This is a genomic window from Alteromonas sp. MmMcT2-2, from assembly GCF_022348305.1.
GTDB lineage: Bacteria > Pseudomonadota > Gammaproteobacteria > Enterobacterales > Alteromonadaceae > Alteromonas > Alteromonas macleodii.
Map to the genome: position 1 here is coordinate 1 of NZ_JAKRFA010000018.1, position 20,115 is coordinate 20,115.

Annotated in this window: 14 protein-coding genes; 6 read left to right on the top strand and 8 right to left on the bottom strand. The window is 45.4% G+C overall.

Annotated features, from left to right (window positions below; genetic code table 11):
• Window positions 1-216: 216 nt before the first annotated feature.
• From MHM99_RS11715 to MHM99_RS11725, 3 genes are read left to right on the top strand one after another with little or no spacing between them, the layout of a single operon-like run.
• Window positions 217-435 (top strand): DUF2945 domain-containing protein, encoded by a 219-nt coding sequence (locus tag MHM99_RS11715; protein WP_014949794.1) that lies wholly within the window; start codon window positions 217-219, stop codon window positions 433-435.
• Between the two features lies 1 nt (window position 436).
• Window positions 437-631 (top strand): DNA-3-methyladenine glycosylase, encoded by a 195-nt coding sequence (locus tag MHM99_RS11720; RefSeq protein WP_239219451.1) that lies wholly within the window; start codon window positions 437-439, stop codon window positions 629-631.
• Complete coding sequence (locus MHM99_RS11725) at window positions 591-857, top strand: DNA-3-methyladenine glycosylase (protein WP_231514295.1); 267 nt, start codon at window positions 591-593, stop codon at window positions 855-857. The genes MHM99_RS11720 and MHM99_RS11725 overlap by 41 nt, the downstream gene beginning before the upstream one ends.
• Window positions 858-873: 16 nt before the next feature.
• Here MHM99_RS11725 and MHM99_RS11730 read toward each other — a convergent pair whose 3' ends face one another.
• The 3 genes from MHM99_RS11730 to MHM99_RS11740 all read right to left on the bottom strand — a co-directional run bounded on the left by MHM99_RS11730 (window position 874) and on the right by MHM99_RS11740 (window position 1,937).
• A complete protein-coding gene (locus MHM99_RS11730; protein ID WP_049587648.1) occupies window positions 874-1,209 on the bottom strand; it encodes a hypothetical protein in 336 nt (111 codons plus the stop codon).
• A gap of 37 nt (window positions 1,210-1,246) precedes the next feature.
• Window positions 1,247-1,627 carry a VOC family protein gene (locus MHM99_RS11735; protein WP_039234794.1) on the bottom strand — a complete coding sequence of 127 codons (381 nt, stop codon included), beginning with the start codon at window positions 1,625-1,627 and terminating at the stop codon, window positions 1,247-1,249.
• A gap of 85 nt (window positions 1,628-1,712) precedes the next feature.
• Window positions 1,713-1,937, bottom strand: a complete 225-nt coding sequence (locus MHM99_RS11740) for a hypothetical protein (RefSeq protein ID WP_230962113.1) — start codon at window positions 1,935-1,937, stop codon at window positions 1,713-1,715.
• 134 nt (window positions 1,938-2,071) lie between these two features.
• On the opposite strand from MHM99_RS11740, the gene MHM99_RS21215 reads away from it, so the two are divergent.
• Together MHM99_RS21215 and MHM99_RS11745 are read left to right on the top strand one after the other, a co-directional pair.
• Window positions 2,072-2,194 carry a hypothetical protein gene (locus tag MHM99_RS21215; RefSeq protein WP_257721542.1) on the top strand — a complete coding sequence of 41 codons (123 nt, stop codon included), beginning with the start codon at window positions 2,072-2,074 and terminating at the stop codon, window positions 2,192-2,194.
• A 107-nt stretch (window positions 2,195-2,301) separates the two neighbouring features.
• Window positions 2,302-2,709, top strand: coding sequence for a hypothetical protein (locus MHM99_RS11745; protein ID WP_039216512.1), 408 nt, complete (start codon window positions 2,302-2,304; stop codon window positions 2,707-2,709).
• Window positions 2,710-2,762: 53 nt separating this feature from the next.
• On the opposite strand, the gene recD is transcribed toward MHM99_RS11745, so the two are convergent.
• Genes recD through recC form a run of 3 tightly spaced genes read right to left on the bottom strand, consistent with a single transcriptional unit; the run spans window position 2,763 to window position 12,562 of the window.
• Complete coding sequence (gene recD, locus MHM99_RS11750; protein ID WP_187446959.1) at window positions 2,763-4,964, bottom strand: exodeoxyribonuclease V subunit alpha; 2,202 nt, start codon at window positions 4,962-4,964, stop codon at window positions 2,763-2,765.
• 33 nt (window positions 4,965-4,997) lie between these two features.
• Window positions 4,998-8,933, bottom strand: a complete 3,936-nt coding sequence (recB, locus tag MHM99_RS11755; RefSeq protein ID WP_239219452.1) for an exodeoxyribonuclease V subunit beta — start codon at window positions 8,931-8,933, stop codon at window positions 4,998-5,000.
• On the bottom strand, window positions 8,930-12,562 hold the full coding sequence (gene recC / locus MHM99_RS11760; protein WP_239219453.1) for an exodeoxyribonuclease V subunit gamma: 3,633 nt from the start codon (window positions 12,560-12,562) through the stop codon (window positions 8,930-8,932). Before recC ends, recB begins: the two co-directional genes overlap by 4 nt.
• A gap of 636 nt (window positions 12,563-13,198) precedes the next feature.
• Between recC and MHM99_RS11765 the strand changes: the two genes are divergently transcribed.
• Window positions 13,199-13,852: a dUTP diphosphatase gene (locus tag MHM99_RS11765; RefSeq protein ID WP_239219454.1), complete on the top strand. Its 654-nt coding sequence runs from the start codon at window positions 13,199-13,201 to the stop codon at window positions 13,850-13,852.
• A 159-nt stretch (window positions 13,853-14,011) separates the two neighbouring features.
• Here MHM99_RS11765 and MHM99_RS11770 read toward each other — a convergent pair whose 3' ends face one another.
• The gene (locus MHM99_RS11770) at window positions 14,012-15,691 is read right to left on the bottom strand and encodes an AMP-binding protein (RefSeq protein ID WP_239219455.1); all 1,680 of its coding nucleotides are present in this window, start codon (window positions 15,689-15,691) and stop codon (window positions 14,012-14,014) included.
• Window positions 15,692-15,912: 221 nt separating this feature from the next.
• Entirely contained in the window at window positions 15,913-20,085 is a 4,173-nt protein-coding gene (locus MHM99_RS11775; protein WP_239219558.1) for an EAL domain-containing protein, read from the bottom strand.
• Window positions 20,086-20,115: the final 30 nt, after the last annotated feature.

Here is a 20,115-nt window from a genome sequence, read left to right on the forward strand (position 1 = left end):
TACTTCAACGAGAAGCCGGATATACGGACGCAAACCATTTTAGTCAAAACAGCATGTTTACTCTTGCAATAATGGGGGAGACCATATACAGGCCCTAGGGTTTCAAACTTTCTTTACTTTTTTACCATCCTTATTTTTCCGCTTTTTGAACTCAGGTCTTATTCTTTTCGTTAAACAACTAAGTGAATAGTTGATTTAGTGGCTTAGGGAATATTTATGAAACATTATGCGGTAAACACAGAAGTAGAATGGGAATGGGGAAACGGTAGTGCAACGGGAAATATCAGAGAAAAATTTACCAATGATGTAGAGCGCACGATTAAGGGTTCGTCGGTAAAACGAGAGGCTAGCGACAGCGACCCAGCATATCTCATTGAACAGGACGACGGTAGCAAAGTGCTAAAATCTCACAGCGAAATTACGAAGTCGTCTTAATTTGTTGATTAGTAAACCTAAACGAAAAATGCAGCGTTCTTTTTTCACTGATAGCGATGTCGTCAATATAGCAAAGACGCTCATTGGTAACTTCCTGTTTAGTAATGTCGACGGCGTACTAACCGGGGAAGCGATAACAGAACCGGAAGCCTATCGTGGTCATCAGGATCTTGCCATGGAAAAACACCTGTTGTGACGGTCCAGCTAAGCTGACACAAGCTCTTGCGATAACACCTGCGCTTAATTGTGAGCCTGTAGTGAACAACACTTTGATTTGGATTGAGGAAAGTAACCATGCCATTGCTAGTAAACATATCACTAGTTCGCCTCGCATCGGCATAGACTACGCAAAAGACGATCAAACCGGTAAGCTAGGTGCACGGGATGACACAACCTTGCCTTGGCGGTTCACGCTTAGGTAGCGCACCTCAATTGAAACTACTTCGCAAAAGCGAAAGTCAGCTTGCAGTCGATGTATTTGAGCAATTTGTTTACCACCCTTGGCACGGCAATATCACCGTTAGCAATTTTTGATTCAACATAAATATCGCAGTCATCATATTGAATTTGCTGGCGAATAACGTAATCATTGAGCTCGTCAAACAGGCTTTCTTTTAAAGGCACCATGCCAATGAACGCACCTGAGCCTTTTTCATCTACAAGTTCTTCTCGTTTACTGAAGTAAGCGCCTTCAATTTCTCGCTTTAGCGTATACGCCTGCATGGCATCTAACTTTGTTAAGCGAAAGTGCACGCTAGTTTGGGAGTCTGTCACTGGTTATCTCGGTTTTTCTTGAAGCTTATCTAAATGGCTACTGCTTTATTTCCACTTTCCAAGGCGGGTTCACTCTATTCTCTCCTGCCCAGTACAGCTTTATTTTGTTGCCAGATGGATCTCTTAAAATGGCCTCTTTCCAAAGGTAGCGCTGCTGCGTTGGCGGCTGCTCAAAACGAATACCTTTTTCCACAAGAGAGGTATACAACTCGTCTAGCGCCTCGTGTTCAAAATAGATCACACTGTGATTTTGAGCACTTTCGCTTTCTAAAGAGAGCGAAAAAGTGGACGAGCCTTCAGGACAGGTGAATCTGGCATAATGCGGTGTATCTACAATTTGAGTGAACCCAAGTGTAAGGTAAAACTCCACCGCTTCGACCATATTGGTAACGGGTAACGTAACTTGGTTCAATTCCATGAAGACCTGCTCCTTTTGTAAAATTTTGAAAGACACCAGCCAATCGGTTTACACCCAAAAGGCCAGCGTCCAGTTAATATAACCGTTACACTATCAAAAATATCGTGGCTGCTGTGGCCGCGCCCATTGAAAGGTTAAACTGCCGTCTTCGAGTTGGCGAACTCAACCACACGCGTATTTTTGCGCCTACCGCTGCCCAAAGCGAGATGCTTGGAAAACCAATCATGGCAAAAGCGGTAACAATCGCAATACCAGATTGGGTGTAGTGCTCGCCAGGCAGTGAAAACGTGCCTACGCTGGCTAACGCCATCATCCATGCTTTAGGGTTAATTAACTGGAATAATGCCCCTTCCCACCACTTGAGCGGCCCTTGACGTTTGGTCGATTTAATTTTGTTTTCTACCAGGTCTACTGGCTCATCTACGGGGCCAGTGGCAATTTTAAGTGCTAACCATAACAGGTAAGTATCGACATTGCCTGCGTTTTAATTTCATTGATAGTACGCAGGCTGCGCGCACCGAAGCTATTCAGCGTCTTGGTGAGATGCTTGTTGCACAAGAAACCTAATTTTTTATACAAAGTGCGTAAACCCGAGGGCAGTTGATCCACATCAACGCAGGCTAGCCGTAAGTCCACCAAAATAAAACCATCCAAACTAACCTGTGAAACTTTGTATGCTTACGTTAGTGAATAATACAGATGCGAATGATGACATTGTGCCTGAAGCACACGGACTATACCGTCTGCATTTAAAGCCTAACACGCAAATGGCGATAGAGAATAAGCCCGTCTTCGGTGCGAATATTACGCTACATAGCAGCGTATTGAAGCACGATAATTTTGTGGCAACGCCAGATAATATATTAGGTTGGCTGGATCACTGCGGTTTGTCACACTTTGCAGTGAAAGCCGAGACCGACAATTCAGAAAGTGAAGACACGTCTGTACTTTTGCCTTCACAGTTTTTAAATGCCGAAGGCGGAATTTTGCGTGTAACTGCCCCCACCCGCATTTATCTAATCAGCAAAACCCCAATTGATATTAACAAACGCGGCCTGTGCCTTTTTACGCCAGTAAAATAACCAAACAGAAGTGTACTCTGCCCCAAAATTTGGAGGGCAGAGTACATCTTCTTTTATTCGATTTCTGGGGTGGCGTTTGATGTGCTTTCTAAGTGCAGGCTAATTACTTCAGACAGCCCGGAATAACGCTTATCCACCCGTTGAACCATGTGGGTAAATGTTGCGTTGTCAGAGATGATTAAGCAGCCGTCTTTAGCACGGGTTAACCCTGTGTACACTAGGCCTCGATGAAATAAATTGGCGGCTTTCTCGCTATCAGGCTTAGGTAAAATAAGTACGACATGGTTAAACTCAGAGCCTTGAGATTTATGTATGGTCATGGCATACACAGTTTCAAACTGCGGTACTCTTGATAGCGATATGCTGCGCAACGCTTGTTTTTGCGCTAGCGTCTTGTCAGCACTGTCTCCCGCATTTGCCGAAGCTTTCTGACTTGAACCGTTTTGACCCGAAGCTTGACTATCCTGGTAAAACCACGCATAGAGCTTTCCTTTGCTGTCAGGCCAGATTACACCAACCTCACCGTTTGATAGTCGTTGAGGATGATGATTCTTTACAATCATAATGGGCTGACCTTGATAGAAATGGCCTTCCCGCTTTCTGATTTTGTGCTTGATAGCATCGAACACCAAATTATTCAGGCCTTCTACGCCCATTCCGCCCTTGCGGACTGGGGTTAGCCACCTAACCACATTCAGGCGATTAAGCGCTTCTTCGGCACTGCCAGCGTCAAAAATAGGCAAGAAGCTTTCTTTGGCCAACTGTTGTAAATCACGGCCGCTAACCTGGAGTTCTGGCCATAGATGAACGCCGGATTGTAGTCGCGATGCCGTATTTGAACCAAGACCCGCACTTTCGTCATTGGCATCAGCCTGGTCATTAATTGCAGTAAGTGCGCCGCTTGCATCACCTCGCTGTATGGCCGTTGCAACTTTTGCCACCTGCCCCTTGAAGCGCTGCGGTGCTTGCAGAGTTGCTACATAGCTTTTTGCCTGCTCATCAACAGGTAACAGGGGCAAATGCGGGCACAGCGTAGCGATGTGCTGACGCATTGACGATGGCACGCCACCTAAAGAAAACGCGTCGTCATGACTGTTTAAACTAAGTGAGCTATGTGCGCTGTTTGTGCCATTTGGCACATTCGCGTTGTCATCAAAACATGCTGGCCCGGTACTAACTAGCTGCTCTAACACGTTGCCAAGCTCAACCGCAGGAAGCTGATCTGCATCACCGATAAAATAGAGCCGTGCATGGTCTGGTAACGCTCGTACTATGCGCGTCATTAGCGCTAAGTCGACCATACTTGCTTCATCGACAATAAGTACATCTGCTGCCAATTGATTGTGCTGATTGAACTTAGTCGATACACCGTGCTCGCGCAATCCTAGTAATCTATGTAGCGTCACAGCATCGGTAGGCACGTTGTTAAGTACTGTGTCGTTCAACTTGCCGCGAAGCCCGTCTATGCTGTTCATGATAGATTCGGTCATACGCTGTTGCGCTTTACCTGTAGGCGCTGCCAGCACAATTTTTAAGTTTTCATCGCAAGCCTGTAGCGCCAGTAATAAGCGCAATACAGTATAGGTTTTACCTGTTCCTGGCCCACCGTTTATAACGCAAAAGCGCTGCATCAGGCTTTTCGCCACCGCTATTTGCTGCCAATCTTGCCGATCGGTTGTTTCGGTAGGAAAGATTGCTGGCCAAAGTTGCTTTACTTTTTCGCTTGCCTCATCACTTAACGGCGTAAGCGCAGCTCGTTTTACAACATTGCGTGCTACTTCTTGTTCAAATTCATAGTAGCGACGGCTGTACAGCTTGCCGTTGCTATAGACAAATAGTTGAGCCACCTGCTCGTTAACCAGTGCGCTTTTTAAAATTCTAAGTAACGGTGTTAGTTGTGGCACGTCAACACCTGCTTTGGGCGCTTTTTCCTGCTCGGTTTGTTCAACCAGCGTCAGTGAAGCAGCCGCCGCCCCATTACTGCTATGCTCATTCGTTTCAAACGCCAAGGCTGCCTCTTGTTCTGCGACTACCTCTTTAAAAAGCGTCGTACCCGCTATGTCTTTTAAATAGATACAGCTGTGGCCATTGCGCTGCATATACGACAAGTATGCTAAGATCCCAGCCCAAATAAACTGTTCTTCTTGCTCCAGTTCATCAATAAAGCCAAATTCTTTTGCGACAAATTTGTCGATCGCCTCGATGCCAAACAAGTTATCAAAAAATGACGGTACAGAGTGTTGATTGCTTTTCATTATTTTCCTTTGCTTTAGCCTCTATGATGTTGACTACTTGTCATCGAAACTAAACTGCTGCTGACCCGAAGACGTTTGTTCCAAAGGCTGGCGAGAGCTGCCTGCATTCGAAGAACTATTGCCTTGCTGGGCATCGCCTTTGCTCGCAAATATCCCGTCTAATCGATTGAGTACAGACGATGGAACATCAGTATAAAATACCCCTTCCCCGCGCTCGTTTTCTGGGTGCATACCTCGTAGATACAAGTAATACACTCCACCAAAATGTATATCTGGGTCGTAGTTAGGCAGCGTATTCTTTAAATAGCGATGTAGCGCCAAACAGTAAATTAAGTACTGAAGGTCGTAAAGGTGATGCTGGTTATTGTGAAACAGCGCTGTTGGCGTGTAGCTATCAAGGGTATCGCCAAGCCAGGTTGATTTGTAGTCTGCCACATAAAACTGACCGTCATGTTCAAAAATCAAATCAATAAACCCGTGCATCATTCCCTGTAATTTAGCTGTGATTAATTGAGGCGCTGTTTCCATCTCGCCACCAATAACGTCAGCCACGTTTTTTCGATGAGTCGCGAGTACTTCACGAAGCTGAGTCCATTGCGTGTCGTTCATTGGAAAATAGAATTCGGCTTCGCGCAGGGTTTGCGCTAAGGGCAAATCACTCATACTTAGCTGCATATTGGGATACAGAGGCGTCTGTAGCGCTTCTTCTAACCATTTATAGAGTAGCGGCGTTCGCTTTTCATCTAACCCGAAGCGGTTAACCAGTTCCTTACCCGTTTCTTCCCAATCGGGCGCACTAAAGTCACTGTGCTCTAGAATATCGTGAAGTAAATTACCTGCGCTCGCACCTTTCTCTAGGGTAAAACGCAGATCACTTTTACTTACCGTACTTTCAATACCTGCCGAGGAATTGATGTCTGCATCAATTGTGCCCATCTCACCCATAAGGGGGTCACTTGCATACACTTCTTCATCTCGAATGGTTTGAAGTACTGGCACATTAGGAAGGGTTTGACTCAAGGGCTCTGTTGTTGCGCCGGACTCTGCTGCTGTGCCTGTTTCAACGCTTTGGTTAGCACCAGCCGTGGTTAAACGGCTCATTGCTGAGAATGAATACAGTCGCCATTCTTCGCTTGCCGTGCCGGTAAATTGCAACGCGGTTAGCTGAGGTAACTCATCTTCTTGTTCAAAGCCATTATACACTTCCTCAAACTCATCACCGTCGATATGGCTGGCATGGGACGCATCTTCATCAGCAACGCGGTTTAACACACTCGACCAATCGTTGTTGCTGCCATCGCCGCCTACACCAAGTGCTCGTGCTAATGCGCTTCTTTCATTGTTAGTCAGCGGTACAACGCCCATGTAACAGCGATGGGCAGCTCGTGTTACCGCCACATAGGCCAGTCGCATGTCTTCCGCTTCACTCTCACTTTGAACGCGAGCTATCGCCTGTGGCGTCTGCCCAAGCTGCATTTGCAAATCTTGTTTTTCTTCGTCGTAATAAGTAAATATTTGCGACGTAGTGTTGCCGTTTTTAGCGGCGTCTCTGTAGCCGGTGGCAAAAGGAACAAACACGATGGGGTACTCTAGCCCTTTCGAGCCGTGTTGAGTAATAAGTCGAATAAGTTGGCTGTCACTTTCAAGGCGCAAAGTAAGCTCTTCATCGCTTTCAGGCTTATGAATTTGCTTATTCAACCAGTCGAGTAGCTGCTCTGGGCGCTGGTGAGTAGTGCTAGCTTTTTCCAGCACTTCGGCCAAATGCTGATAGTTAGTAAGGGCGCGTTCCACGCTGTCAGCATGAGGTTGATAGCTGTCTTGCATTAAATACAGCAGCACACTCATGCACCCTTTTTGCAGCCACATATCCCGCAGCGACAATACCTTGTCGATAGCCGCATCCCACTGCGCGTCATCTTCATGGTATAGCAATTCAATAAGTGTTTGGGCACTATAACCCCAAAGCGGTGACGCCAAGCTCGACGCTACTTTACTGGTGTCGTTAGCATGCCAAATACCGTTAAGTAACCGCAGTACATCTTTGGCTTCGGCACTGGCAAATAAGTTACTGCGATCGCTTAGATAAACGCACGCCAAGCCTTTTTGCTGCAGTACACTTTTGATAGCGCCAGCTTCGGTCCTGTCTTTCACCAAGATAGCGATATCCTGAGGCTTAACAGGCGCGGTGCCACCATTGGCGGTTTGAAAGTGCGCTTCGTTCAATAAGCGGTAAATCTCTTGCGCAATCCACTGAGCCATTTTGCGACGCATAATGTGGGCGTTTTCTTTATCGTCCAAACACATGCTAACGTAGTTCATTGCGCTGCGTTTCGTTACAGCACTTTTCATTACCTTGTCTTGTTCGGCAGGGTCGATAAGTGGCGTTTTTGCCGCGGCCGCTTTAGGCGTAAATTCGACTGGGTTGTATTTGATATCAAAACCAAACACATCGGCAGGTCTATTTGATGCCACAGGCGCGCCATAAAATAACCGATTATAGGCTTTAACCATTCCCTCAACCGAGCGCCAGTTGGTATTCATCACCCAGCGGTAATCTGCCTGCCTACCCGCCTTTAAATAGGTAAAAATATCGCCACCGCGAAAGCGATAAATCGCCTGCTTGGGGTCACCTATCATTAATAACGCACTTTCGTTAGCATTCTCAGGATTAGGATAAACTGCGTCTAAAATCGCGTACTGCTTTGCATCGGTATCTTGGAATTCGTCGATAAGCGCTACGGGAAATTTTTTGCGAAGTTCAGGCACAAGAGTATTGTTTGGCTTCACCACTTCGTCGGCGAGCATGCGAATAAGATCATCGAAGTCGATAACGCCAAGCTGTTTTTTCTGCTTTTCAACGCGGGATTTGATGAACGCAATGGCTTCAACCACCAGCTTGAATACAGGCACCTTACTAAGCGCTTTGTCTTTTTCACCAAATGCTTTTTTAAGCGCCCCTGCAAAATCTTTTATAGGCGTTAAAATCTCTTTTACGCCAGATGAATTTCGCGCATATCGGTTACCTTTAACAAAGGCTTCCGCTTCGGGCGGCGGAAGATAATAACTTTGTTCATCCACACAAGAACGCAACCAAGCTTTAAGTGCAGCCAACTCCTGCGGCCGCTCTTTTTTATGGGCCGGTGTTTTGATGAGCTGTTCTACCAATAGCCCTTCATTGTCTTCTACGCTTTGAAGTAGAGACTTCACGTAGGCTAAAGACGTGTGCGGCGCTTCATCTAGCTGCTTTTTACACGCCGCCTCAATATCCTCTTCACTAAGCAATATTGGGGTCAGAGTACTTTTAATGCTGGCGTTAAACTCTCGCAGCAGTTTTTCTGGTGTATGCCAGCCTGACTCTGCCAGTAGCCTAAACTCGTCCTCACTTTTGCTAATTTTTCGAATGTAGTCTTCAGAAGCTTCAACGTATAAGTCGCTGGTGTCATTGCCTAAATTGAGTGACATGGAAAAGCCGCTGTTAAACGCTAGCTGGGTAATAACATGCTGACAAAAGCCGTGAATAGTAAACACCGAGGCTTCATCAAGCTCTAGCTGCGCCGCTTTTAAAAGCGCCAAACTCTCGTCGGTGTCGCAACTATTAAATAAATACTGATAAACAGGGTCACAGCCACTGTCTATTTCGTTACCATTATCTTTGGCCTGCTGCCAAATAAGAAGGGATTCTCTTAGCGTTTTAGCAATGCGCCCCTTTATTTCTTCGGTCGCGGCTTTGGTGAAAGTCATCACCAATATTTCTTTGACGGTGAGCTTTTTTTCAAGCAATAGACGCAGATACAAGCGCGTAATATTAAAGGTTTTACCTGTACCAGCGCTGGCCTCAATAAGATGGCGCCCTTTTAACGGCATAGCGACCACATCGAGTAATTGCGCTTCGGTGCCGCTATGATCGTCGGTTTCCGGCTGAGTACGCTTGCTCATTGGATTGTCAGAGGATGTTGGATTGTAACTCATAGCTTCTCCTCCTGAGACGCATTATTTACCATAGCAAGTAGTACAAAAGCACTTAAGTGCGGCACGTCGCTCCAACTCACGCCCTGAGGAAACAGCCAATGTAAGTAAGGGTTGCTTGCCATATCGGCGCTGAACTGCCCGCTACTTTGTTGCCAGTCGGTTAATGATCGCTGTAACTCTATCGAGTCAAAAAGTGCAGCGGCTTGGTCCACCGCCTGTTTTGCTTTTTGGTGTTTTTCACTTGTCGTTTCGCTAGCTACAGCGTTGTCTTTATCAGTGAACGGACAAATCTCGTCAATTGCATGTTGAACTTGGCTAAGTATCGCTTTGTCGGTTTCACTAGTCCCGTCCGCACTCTCTAGTAGCGCATGCAGAATGTCGGTAAACATCTCGGGCTTTATGCTTTCCACTACAGGCTTAGTGTCTGAATTTCTGGTCCCGGGCATAAAAGTACCGAACAAACTTAAATGAACTGGTGTCGGCGCCGTGTAAACTGCCATATAAAGCTGTTCAATAAACAAAAGTAAACGCACAGCAGTTTCGCGATCGTAAGCGGAGAAGCGCTGCTTTTTCAAAATGGTTTCGCCCTTTTCCCAAGCACAGGAATAGATATCCAGCGGATAGTTGCTGTAGCTGGTTTCTTCATCGCTGCTTGAAAAAACTAATTGTGAGATGAAGAAACCCAAAGCGCGATGTGCGTCAATCTTGCCTGCACAAAGCTCGACTAGCGCGTCACTGCCGAATAAAGCCGATGAAGTAAAGGTGATGTATTTGCCTTGAAAGTGCGCTTTTTTAGGCTCCGCGTCGTGAGGACCCATGGCCTGACTCAATGCCAACGCCCCTTCTTTCCACATTTCAACTTCATCTCTGGCAACGGGGTTATTGGGAATATCCCCTCTAAGCGACGCAAACGTGATCACTTTTTCACTATAGGAAAGAGAGGTGACATCATCTTTCTCTGGCGCAAGGCGCTCTGCAGACGAAAAGATAGCATCGAGCACCTGGTAGCGCAGCAGCGCATTGGTTTCAAACGGCTCGCTATTTTCAAGTAGCGTAAACGATTGAGACAGATTCACGCCCAGCCGTTGGACAGAAAAATACTCCAGCGGATCTTTGAAAGCTCTCGCAACTTGAATACCTGATAGACGAAGCGATTGCGTTGATAGTGCATCAGGTGATGGCGCTAACGTTGACGTATCCGCATCATTGGTAGAGTCATTGTCTGCTTCGTCGGTATTTAATTTCGTTTTTTGTAACGCGTCAGCTAACCGTAACCACCCTGTTTCGTAGCTCGGCAAGGTTCCCGTAAAGCCTTCTTCACTAAACGGGTGTAGCGGCGCATTAACGCTGTACTTTGATAACTCCAGTGCGTAGCTGTTTTCTAGCATATCCATGAACTCAGCCAATACCAGACTGGGTTGTCGCTCACTGTTATTGGTAACGTCGTTCCCTTGGTAACTTAAATATAAGCTGTCTCTGGTGGAAATAATGGCTTCTAGGAATAAATACCTGTCTTCCAAACGCCGTGAGCGGTCACCGATTTGGCGGCCAGCACCTGCCATTAAATCAAGACCCAGCGGGCTTGATTTTCTGGGGAATTCACTGTCGTTCAGCCCCAAAATGCACACTTTTTTAAACGGAATGCTACGCATTGGCAGCATAGAACACACCGTAACCTGACCGGTCATAAAGTGGTTGCCGGCATCTGGCGACGAGAATCGATTGAGTAGCAGGTCGCGCACCTGACGAAGGGTGAGCTCGTGTTCATAACCTGCCTCTTCACATCGTGCAGCAAGATCGGCAGCAACTTTGGCAATAAGATCCCAGCTTTGCTGCTGCTCTTTTATCGGCATAAAACACGCATCTCTAAGCGATATTAAGGCTTTAGACCACTGCGCCGCCGTCCTTGGGGCTGTTAATACTTGGGCAAACTCACCCAACAGCGCCACAACGTCAATAAGCTTGCCTAGCGTAAGCGCACTTTGTCCTTCAACGTCGGGAATAGTAAGTAAGTCACTCACTATGACTTCACTATCTGGTGCAAGCATACCCATAAGTAATCGACGTATTCCCCACCACCAGCTGTAAGTGTCGTCTAGATCAACACCTTCTGAAACGGCCGTTTTATGGGCGCTATTAAGACCCCAATGAATATGAGCTTGTTTTAGCCAAACCACCATTTGCTCGATATCATCTTGTGACACTGAGAAACGCTTTTGCACTGAATCTAGCTGCAGATAATCCATAATGTCCGACACACCAAAGCGGCTATCGGGCAGCTGTAACAGCGCCATAAACGCCGCAATCAACGGCTCTGCATCCATTGGGCTTCTATCTGCAATGGTACACGGAAGCCTAACCTGCCCTCTGCCAGCCAAAGCCTTTGTGCCTACTCTGTGAAATACAGCATCAACAAATGGCGCGTAGTTTTCGATGGCCGGGCACATCACCAGAATATCAGATGGGGTGCGCGTTTTATCTTGAGATAACCAGTGTAACAAGTGGTCGTGTAATACCTGCACTTCGCGAAGTGCGGAATGGGTACACATGATAGTAACGCTATCGTCTTTTTCTCTTAAATCATGAGTAAGTGGCTTCGGTTGAGCGGCTTGCAATATATCGTTGTGAATATATTCGAGTAGACCATAACGGTGAACGTTCTCACCACTGTTAGAAGCCTCTTCAAAATCCGGTGAATCAAACGCACTAATCTCAAAGGTATCTAGCTCAGTAAGTAAGTTGAATAGCTCTCTGCCCTGTTTACCTAAGTTGCCAAGCAGCGGGTTTGACTGATCGTCTTCCATCCATTTTTTGAGCCCTTCTAAACGTAATAGCTTCGCCTGTTCGCTACTGCTTTTCGCTTCCCCCCAATAATTAACGCTGGGGTTTAGGTGAAATATATGAATATCAATGTGCTGCGCGAGGGCGTCAAAAAACGCGATAAGCTGCGGGGCCATGGTGTTAATAGCAAACACTATCACACGATTAGGCAATTTGTTCGTTGGCTCATTCGGTAAATGACCAGCTTCTAACGCTCCTAACGCCTCTAGGGTCATTTGATGCAAACGTGCAGGATGCAGCGGTTGCTCTTTGACCAATATGCGCCAAATTTCGCTTTGCCATATCTCCATGTCATCAAATACAGCGCGTTCGTTAGCTTCCCATTTAAATAACCAGTCTGGGCGGTACAACAAGTATTGCTCGTACACGTCGGCCAGAGCGGTAGCTAGCTGAAGGCGCTGTAACCCCTGCTCTTGTTCACTACCGGCGCTTTGCCAATACCGGTTAACTTGCTCGAAAGCTTCTGTGCTCATTAGCGAGCTATCTTGGAGAATATTGTCGATACGCCATGTCAGTACTTCACGACGATAGGGAGATTGCTTGGGTACTTTGTCTTGTCCTAATACAGTACGTGCTGTATTCCACATAAAGCGCACCGGTAGAGGATAATCAATATTCATTGCCACGCCGTGTTCTGTGGCAAGCTGCATGCTGACCCAGTGCTGCATTCCCGGGCTTTCAACCAAGATGGTTTCTGGCGTAAATACGCCCATGGGCTGCTGACGTAAAAGCGTGGTGAGAAGAAAACTTAAGTGTTCTAATTTATTAGAGGGATATAGCGCAAGCAATCGAAAAATCCTTTGTAGAACGTGCTTTTTAGATACTGTGCAAAGACTGTACAGGTATCGTCGACCTTATAATTTAGTGTATCGCATTGGGCTCAGTAGTTAAGTTATTTCTCCAAAATTTAGATGAGCAAATGTCTTATGAAAATAAAACAAATACTGGGGGCATGGCGAAATCAATACCCGGAGAGTTCTAAGCAAAGTGATTGAGAGATCTGGCGCAGTAAATGAGTGCAAAAAAGCGTGTGTGGGCGATTTTCAGACAAAAAAAACCCACACAGACCTCAGGACACGAAAAATCTGTATGGGTAAGGTTTACGGTCTACTCAGTAACAACGTGAATAAGCGTTGCCTGGCACTCATTCACGTTAGCGCTACTCAGCAGCACTGTTAACGATTAATGTTTTGCAGATTGAATGCCAACTTTTTAACCATTAAATATCAACAACTTACACGAAACGAGAAAAAATGACCAATAAGTCATAGTTTTGCCGTGGTGCAAGTGCACCACAAGCAAGCAGACATTAAAAGAAACGCTTTACTCTCGCCGCCGTAAATTTAGCAGTTTCTCCCGAAGCGTCATTCAAGTACAATTTCGCCTTTACGAAACGCAACACAATTTCACGGTCAGGAGCAACAATGTTAACCGCGCAACAACTCGCCACTATGCTTTCTCTTCAGGATAAAATGAACGCTAAAGTAAACCCAGACTGGCTAAATGCTGGTTACGGATACTTACGTGCAGCAATGGTAGAGTCAGTTGAAGCAATTGAGCATCACGGCTGGAAATGGTGGAAAGCACAACAAAAAGACTTGCCACAGCTTCAAATGGAGTTGGTGGATATCTGGCACTTTGCACTAAGTGCCTGCATTATTAAATATAAAGGCGATATCGCTGAATCTGCAAAAATTATTGCTTCTGAATTAGCTAGTGGCAATACGCTAGTGACCTTCGATGGAAAGGACTACGACGCGTCAAATCTGACCCTTCTTGATAATTTAGAGCTCATGACGGGCCTTTGCGCCGCCAAACGCTTTAGCGTGCCACTATTCATGTACATCGTAAGCCAGTGTGAAATGTCAGCTGACGAACTGTATCGTCAGTACGTAGGTAAAAATGTGCTCAATTTTTTCCGCCAAGATAATGGCTATAAAGAAGGCACTTACGTAAAAGTGTGGGAAGGTCGTGAAGACAACGAGCACCTAGTAGAAGTAATGGATGCCCTAGATTTAACGAAGCCAGAGTTTAGCGACTTAGTATATGAAGGGTTACGCTCTCGCTACCCATCTTAAATCGACCATTGCGTTTCGTTTGACGCGATTTAGCGCCGCTGTAGTGCTTATAGCCCAACACAGTTTCAATGTTTATTGCGCCTCCTGCTCATAACAAAAAGCTCTGTCATGGACAGAGCTTTTTCAATTATTTCCAAAGCAAAAGACTCAACGAGGATTTTACGCGTCAACCCAAACTAATTTGTCGCGATAGCTGCCTTGGATAATATCAACAAAGCGGTCTTCTAAAACATGACGCTTTACTTTGAGCGTCGGAGTCAGCAAGTCGTTTTCGATGCTCCATTCGTTTTTCATAATGATAACGCGATCCATAACTTGATGGCTTTCCAGTTTTGCGTTGATAGCTTCGAACGTTTTCTTAAGGCTTGCTTCAATGCCCGCTCTGTCTTTTTTCTGCGCGTCTTCACTAAGCACTAGCAAAGCCACAGGTTGAGGCAAATTAGTCCCCGTTACGCACACTTGCTCAACAATAGGGTTTTCCATGAATTTTGCTTCAATCGGTGCTGGCGTAACATACTTACCCTTCGCGGTTTTAAAGATATCTTTTAAACGACCAGTAATTTTAACGTAGCCATCAGCATCAATGACCCCTTTATCACCAGTGCGCAGATAACCATCTTCAGTAAAGACTTCAGCCGTTTTTTGTGGTTCCAAGTAGTATTCCAGCATGTTGCACGGCGACTTAACTTGAATCTCACCTTCTTCTGACGTGCGAATCTCTACGCCGTCGTATGGCTTGCCGATACAGCCGATTTTATCATGACGGAAAGGTACACTGCCGGTGCCATAAGCACTGTTCTCGGTCATTCCCCATCCCTCAGAAATGTAGATACCAATTTTCGCGAACCATTCAATGACTGCTGGAGCAAGTGGCGCCGAACCGCTTGCCCACAAACGTGCGTTATTAATGCCCAAGCCATCGCGAATTTTCTTCGCTACAATTTTGTTCAAAATTGGAATTTTAAGCAGCGTATCCAGTTTCTTCTGCGGCATTTTCGCTAACACGCCCATCTGGAACTTTGTCCATAAACGCGGTACCGAAATAAATAGCGTTGGCTGACAGTGACCTACATCCCGTTGGAAGGTAGTTAAATCTTCTACAAAGTGAATTTTGCCACCACTGTAGTAGCTTGAAAGCTCGACCAGTACACGCTCTGTAATATGCGCAAGAGGTAAGTAGCTCATTGTGCGATCGTTTTGGTTAATACCCAATTGATCGAGTGAGCGACGCGCTGCCCAACAAGCCGTATTGTAACTGTGCACCACCCCTTTAGGCTGACCGGTACTGCCAGACGTATAAATGATTGTCATCAAATCATCCATATCAGGTACAGGCGAGTCTGTTATGGGCGCGATATCCATAAATTCTTTCCACTGTTGCTTAGTAGCAATGTTTGGATAAGGAAATGCAACCGTTAAATATTCTGAGGGAATAGAGGCAACTTGTTCCGCAGTATTATCTAGTTTTCCAACGAACAATAGCTGTACGTCAGCATGCTTCAATACATACTGGACCGTGTCTGGACCGGCTGTTGAGAAAATAGGTACCGACACGTGACCTGCCATCATAATGCCCAGATCAGCGATAAACCACTCAGCACAGTTTTTTGAAAAGATACCTATACGGCTGCCTTGCGAAAGATCGAATTCACGTAAACGTGCTGCCACTTTTCTGGCTTGTTCGGCGACTTGTTTCCATGTGTAGTCGTGATATTCACCGTTAATAGGCTGCGTAAGAAATACGTCGTTCCCACGGCTTTGTTCCCAGTGGTACAACATACTTAATGGCGATGTTATTACTTCCGTGGTATTTGCGTTTGCTGTCATGTCTAGCGGCATAAGTCACTCATATGTTGTTATAATGTAGCTCATTTTTACAATGATTTCACAGACTTCTAATAATCCCTATTTTTTATTGAAAAACAAGCTTTTTAAACAAGCGTTTACATTCTATGCGATGAATAACAAGGCTTTAGAGGCTAAATTTAGTTTTCTTATAGATTTGGCTTTTGAATCTTTATGGTCTTATCTGTTAGAAAAACGTGGTAAATATCGACGTTTTACCACGCTTTAAATAACAGCGGTGCAACTTCCTCAGCGGTACAAGGCTTGGCGTAGAAATAGCCCTGGTGGAAATAACACGCTTTTCCAATCAATTCTTCCGCTTGCGCTTTTGTTTCAACGCCTTCCGCAACACAACTCATATTCAAGTTATTCGCTAACGTAATGGTTGTTGTTACCAGCGCTTCGTTTGCATTACCCGGCGCCATTTCGTTAACGAAGCTCTTGTCGATTTTTAATACCGACAACGGATAACGCTTTAAATAGCTTAAAGACGAGTAACCTGTACCAAAATCGTCAAGGGCTAATACAAAGCCTTCTTTCACAAACCGATTAATCTGTCTTAACGCATTATCACTGTCATCCATCAATACGCCTTCGGTAATCTCGAATCGAAACGCTTCTTTGGGTAGGTTGAACTCATCAAGCAGGGTTAGCACACCGGTTAAGTCGAATTCGGTTTTGAAGTGAAGTGCAGATAGGTTAATAGAAACAAACCCCGTGAAGCCTTGGCTATACCAGGACGACAAATCCTCTGCCGCTCTTCGCATTGCCTGTCGTGTAACTTCTATTATGTACTTCAATTCTTCAAGTACCGGAATGAACTGATCGGGGAAAAGAGGCTCGTTATCCAGTTTTCCTCGCAGCAGTAACTCAACCCCAATAGTGGTATTAGTTCTGGCATCTATAATTGGCTGGTAGTGATTGAAGAAGCAGTCATCTGAATAGGCACGTTTTACTTTATTTTCAAGCTGTAAACGCGTTTTGGCACGTTCATTCATGTCTGTCGTAAAGTAGGTAAAGCCGCTTAATGCGTCCTTCTTCGCCGTATACATGGCCACATCAGCCTGCTTGATAAGCTCAGCAGGCTCAGAGGCGTCTTCGGGATAAAACGCCACGCCAATACTGCAAGAAACACGAAGCACTTCCTCTGCTAACGATATAGGCGTTTCTACTGACTCAATGATTTGGGCCACGAATGAGTTCAAGTCGTCATTGGCATTAACTTCCTCAATAACAATAACGAATTCATCGCCACCTAATCGCGCAACGGTGCCCGACTCAGCCACAAGGTTTCGCATTCGGTTGGCTACAATGCGCAGCAGTTTGTCACCGTAATCATGCCCAAGTGAGTCGTTAATGCCTTTAAATCTATCCAAGTCAACAAACATCACCGCCACACGATGCTCATGATGACGGGCAAGCCCAATAGCGTGCTCCAGTCTGTCTAGCAGCAATGTTCTGTTGACCAAGCCTGTTAAGCCATCGTAGGTCGCGATTTTCAGAAGTTTGCGCTCAGCATTTTTTTGTTCTGTGATGTCGGAAATAACAATCAGGTAATGCTCTGCAGTATTACTTTCTCCACTTACCGCTGTTATATCAATAAGCACGTCGTAGCGCTTGCCATCAGCACCATCGATCACGGTCTCGTCTTTCCAAAAATCCCCTCCCTGCATTTCCGGTAATTTGCCAGACAGGTGTCTATTCAAGGTTGGGTAACGCAAATAAAGTCGTGCCAACTGCTTGGGTAACGGCTCTTTATTACTAAAGCCGAACACCTGTTCAAAAGCTGGGTTCGCGGCAACTAAACGCTTTTCTTTATCAAAAATTAAAACCCAGTCTCGAGTTTGTCTAAAAGCGTCACTGAATAGCGTTACCTGCTGCTGCGCTTTTTGTAATCTAAACAGTTGGCGTTGACGGGAGAGTAAATATGCTACGAATAAACTCACGATGAGCGCTGCGTAAATAGTATATGCAAGCGGTGAACGCAAAGGCGCATGTGGCATATAAAGCGTAATTTCAGCCGGAAGCACGTTATAGTCGAAACTACCTGGCGTAGGGGCAACAGAAAAAACGTAGTCACCCGGTTCTATGTTGGTAAAGGTTATTTTTGCATCGTCAGTCACGCCTTCTGTAACGACGCGATCACCGTTCAACAGCTTGTAGTAATACTTTATTTTTCCTATGCCTGACATCGCTAATGACGAAAAATGGATTGTTAACCCATAATCTTCGTAATCGAGATCAAAATGGTGTCCAGTTAGGTTTTTAAGCGGCTGATTAAGGACCCTATTGTCTACGGCGACTTCCGTTATTGCAGTTTGCTTACTTAGCAAACTTCTTCCAACTTCTAAGCTTTCCAATTGCGATGCAGAGAAAACCACAGCACCGCTCGTCGAACCGTAGGCCAGTCGACCGTCCTTAAGCTTAAGCGAAGCCCCCTGGTTAAACTCAGAAACACTTAGCTCACGTCCGTAAATAAAGTTCTTGATTTGGCCGGTAGACGGATTGTAATTGTGTAACCCTTTGTGCGAACTAAACCAGATATTGCCTGCTTCGTCTTTTTGCAGCCCGTAAACAATGTTTGATAATAAAATATTCGATCCATTTAGGTTGTACAACGGCTCAAACGTGTCAGCGTCTATACCAACCAACCCTACGCCACTGTATGCAAGCCACAGCACTCCCATATCGTCGATAACCCACGACGATATAGAGCGATCTCGGCCACGCTGTAGCTCTGAGAATCGATAGACCAATTCATGCTGAAACGTCTCTGGGTCGATTAACCACAAACCACCTTCGGTAGCAAAAAATAATCGATCATTGTGGTAATGAGACTGCCCCAAGAAACCCAATGAAAAATTTACGTCAAAAACACGAGGATCCAGCTCTAAAGAAGAAATTTCTTTTTCGTCCACGTCATACTTTAAAAAACCTTCGTTGCCAATAAAGTACAAATCCCCTTTATCTGAAAGCATCATTCCCGTGCCATACGCATCAAATATGGTCTCATCGCCACCTTTTAATACCTCTGGCCGGTTAGCCTCCCCTGTTTCCATATCAAACAACCGTATTCCGTTGTACGTATTGAGAAACAATTCGCCACTTTGCGTTGGAACAATTTTGTCTACGGCTCCTTCACCGATAATCGCTCTTTCACTTTTTGAATACAGATACTTCTCAGACTTTTTTGTCGAAAAATCATAGTGGTTAAGCCCATTTTCTGTACCTATCCAAATTTTATTAGGCTCAGTCTCAGCAAACGACCACACCACATGGCTAGTCAAAACGCTAGCCTCACCTGCTCGTTCATTCTGGATGGCAAAAATATCCGCACTTTTCACACCGAAATACAGCGCGCCAGCATAGACTGAACTTAACCAGAGGTTGTCAGATTCATCTTTGGCAATGGCGATAATTTTTTTGTTTGAAATTTCGGTGAAACCGTTATGCGGTTCTAAGATGTGTTCGTATTCCCAACCACCTGCTTTTTTACTCAGCTGATATAGCCCTTTATTAGTGCCCATCCAAAAAGCGTCGTCTTTGTACTGAACCAACGTCCACACATTTCTGTCAGATAGAACCTGTGTAAAGACATGTTCTTTTTCGCCCTGTACCTGCTTGAGAAAGTCTTGTTTCTGAGCAACAAATACGCCCGAAACCGTTGAAATCCACACCCTGTCCTTATCGTCTAAAAGTAGAAACTTTGCATTGGCGTTATCGAGGTTTTCGGGAATATCACCCAAGTAATCAAGTCGACGTAAAGGCTGCTCTAAATTGTTGATATCTTTGACGTACACACCCGATGTAGTGGCTACCAGTAAGGTGTCTTCAACGGTGATTGCCGCCCGGATGCTTTCGCTGTTACCCAACAGCGGCTCAGGGAGCTTTGCTATTCGCTCAAGGGTTTTAGTTTGCGTGTTAAATTTATGCACTTCTTCTGCCAGTGCAATGATAAGATGCGTGTCATCTTGCCAATGAAAGGTTTCCGCATGTTGCACAAAACTTTCAAAATCGTGGTAGTACGTTGGCTCTAATTGCACCACATCTTGAGTGGCCAAATCGAGATAATAAACTCCTCTGCCGTACACGCTAAACCACAACGCTTCAGTACCTTGAAGGGCAAGTCGATAAATGGATGAGTCGATAAGAGAATTGTCTGGACCTGCTATTCGTTTAGTTCTAACTCCATCCCAACGAACCAAACCACCTTCTGTGGCTATCCACACAAAGCCATCTTCGTTTATAACAATGTCGTTGACGATATCTTGCGGAAGGCCATTTTTGGTCGATAAAGACTGAAAGACGGGATTAGACAGTCGCGGTGAGGCCACCGCTTGTAGGCTTACAACTAAAACCAGCAGTAAAAGATAGTTGAAATATCTCATCAAAAATGGGTCGCACGTTTTAAATTTTTA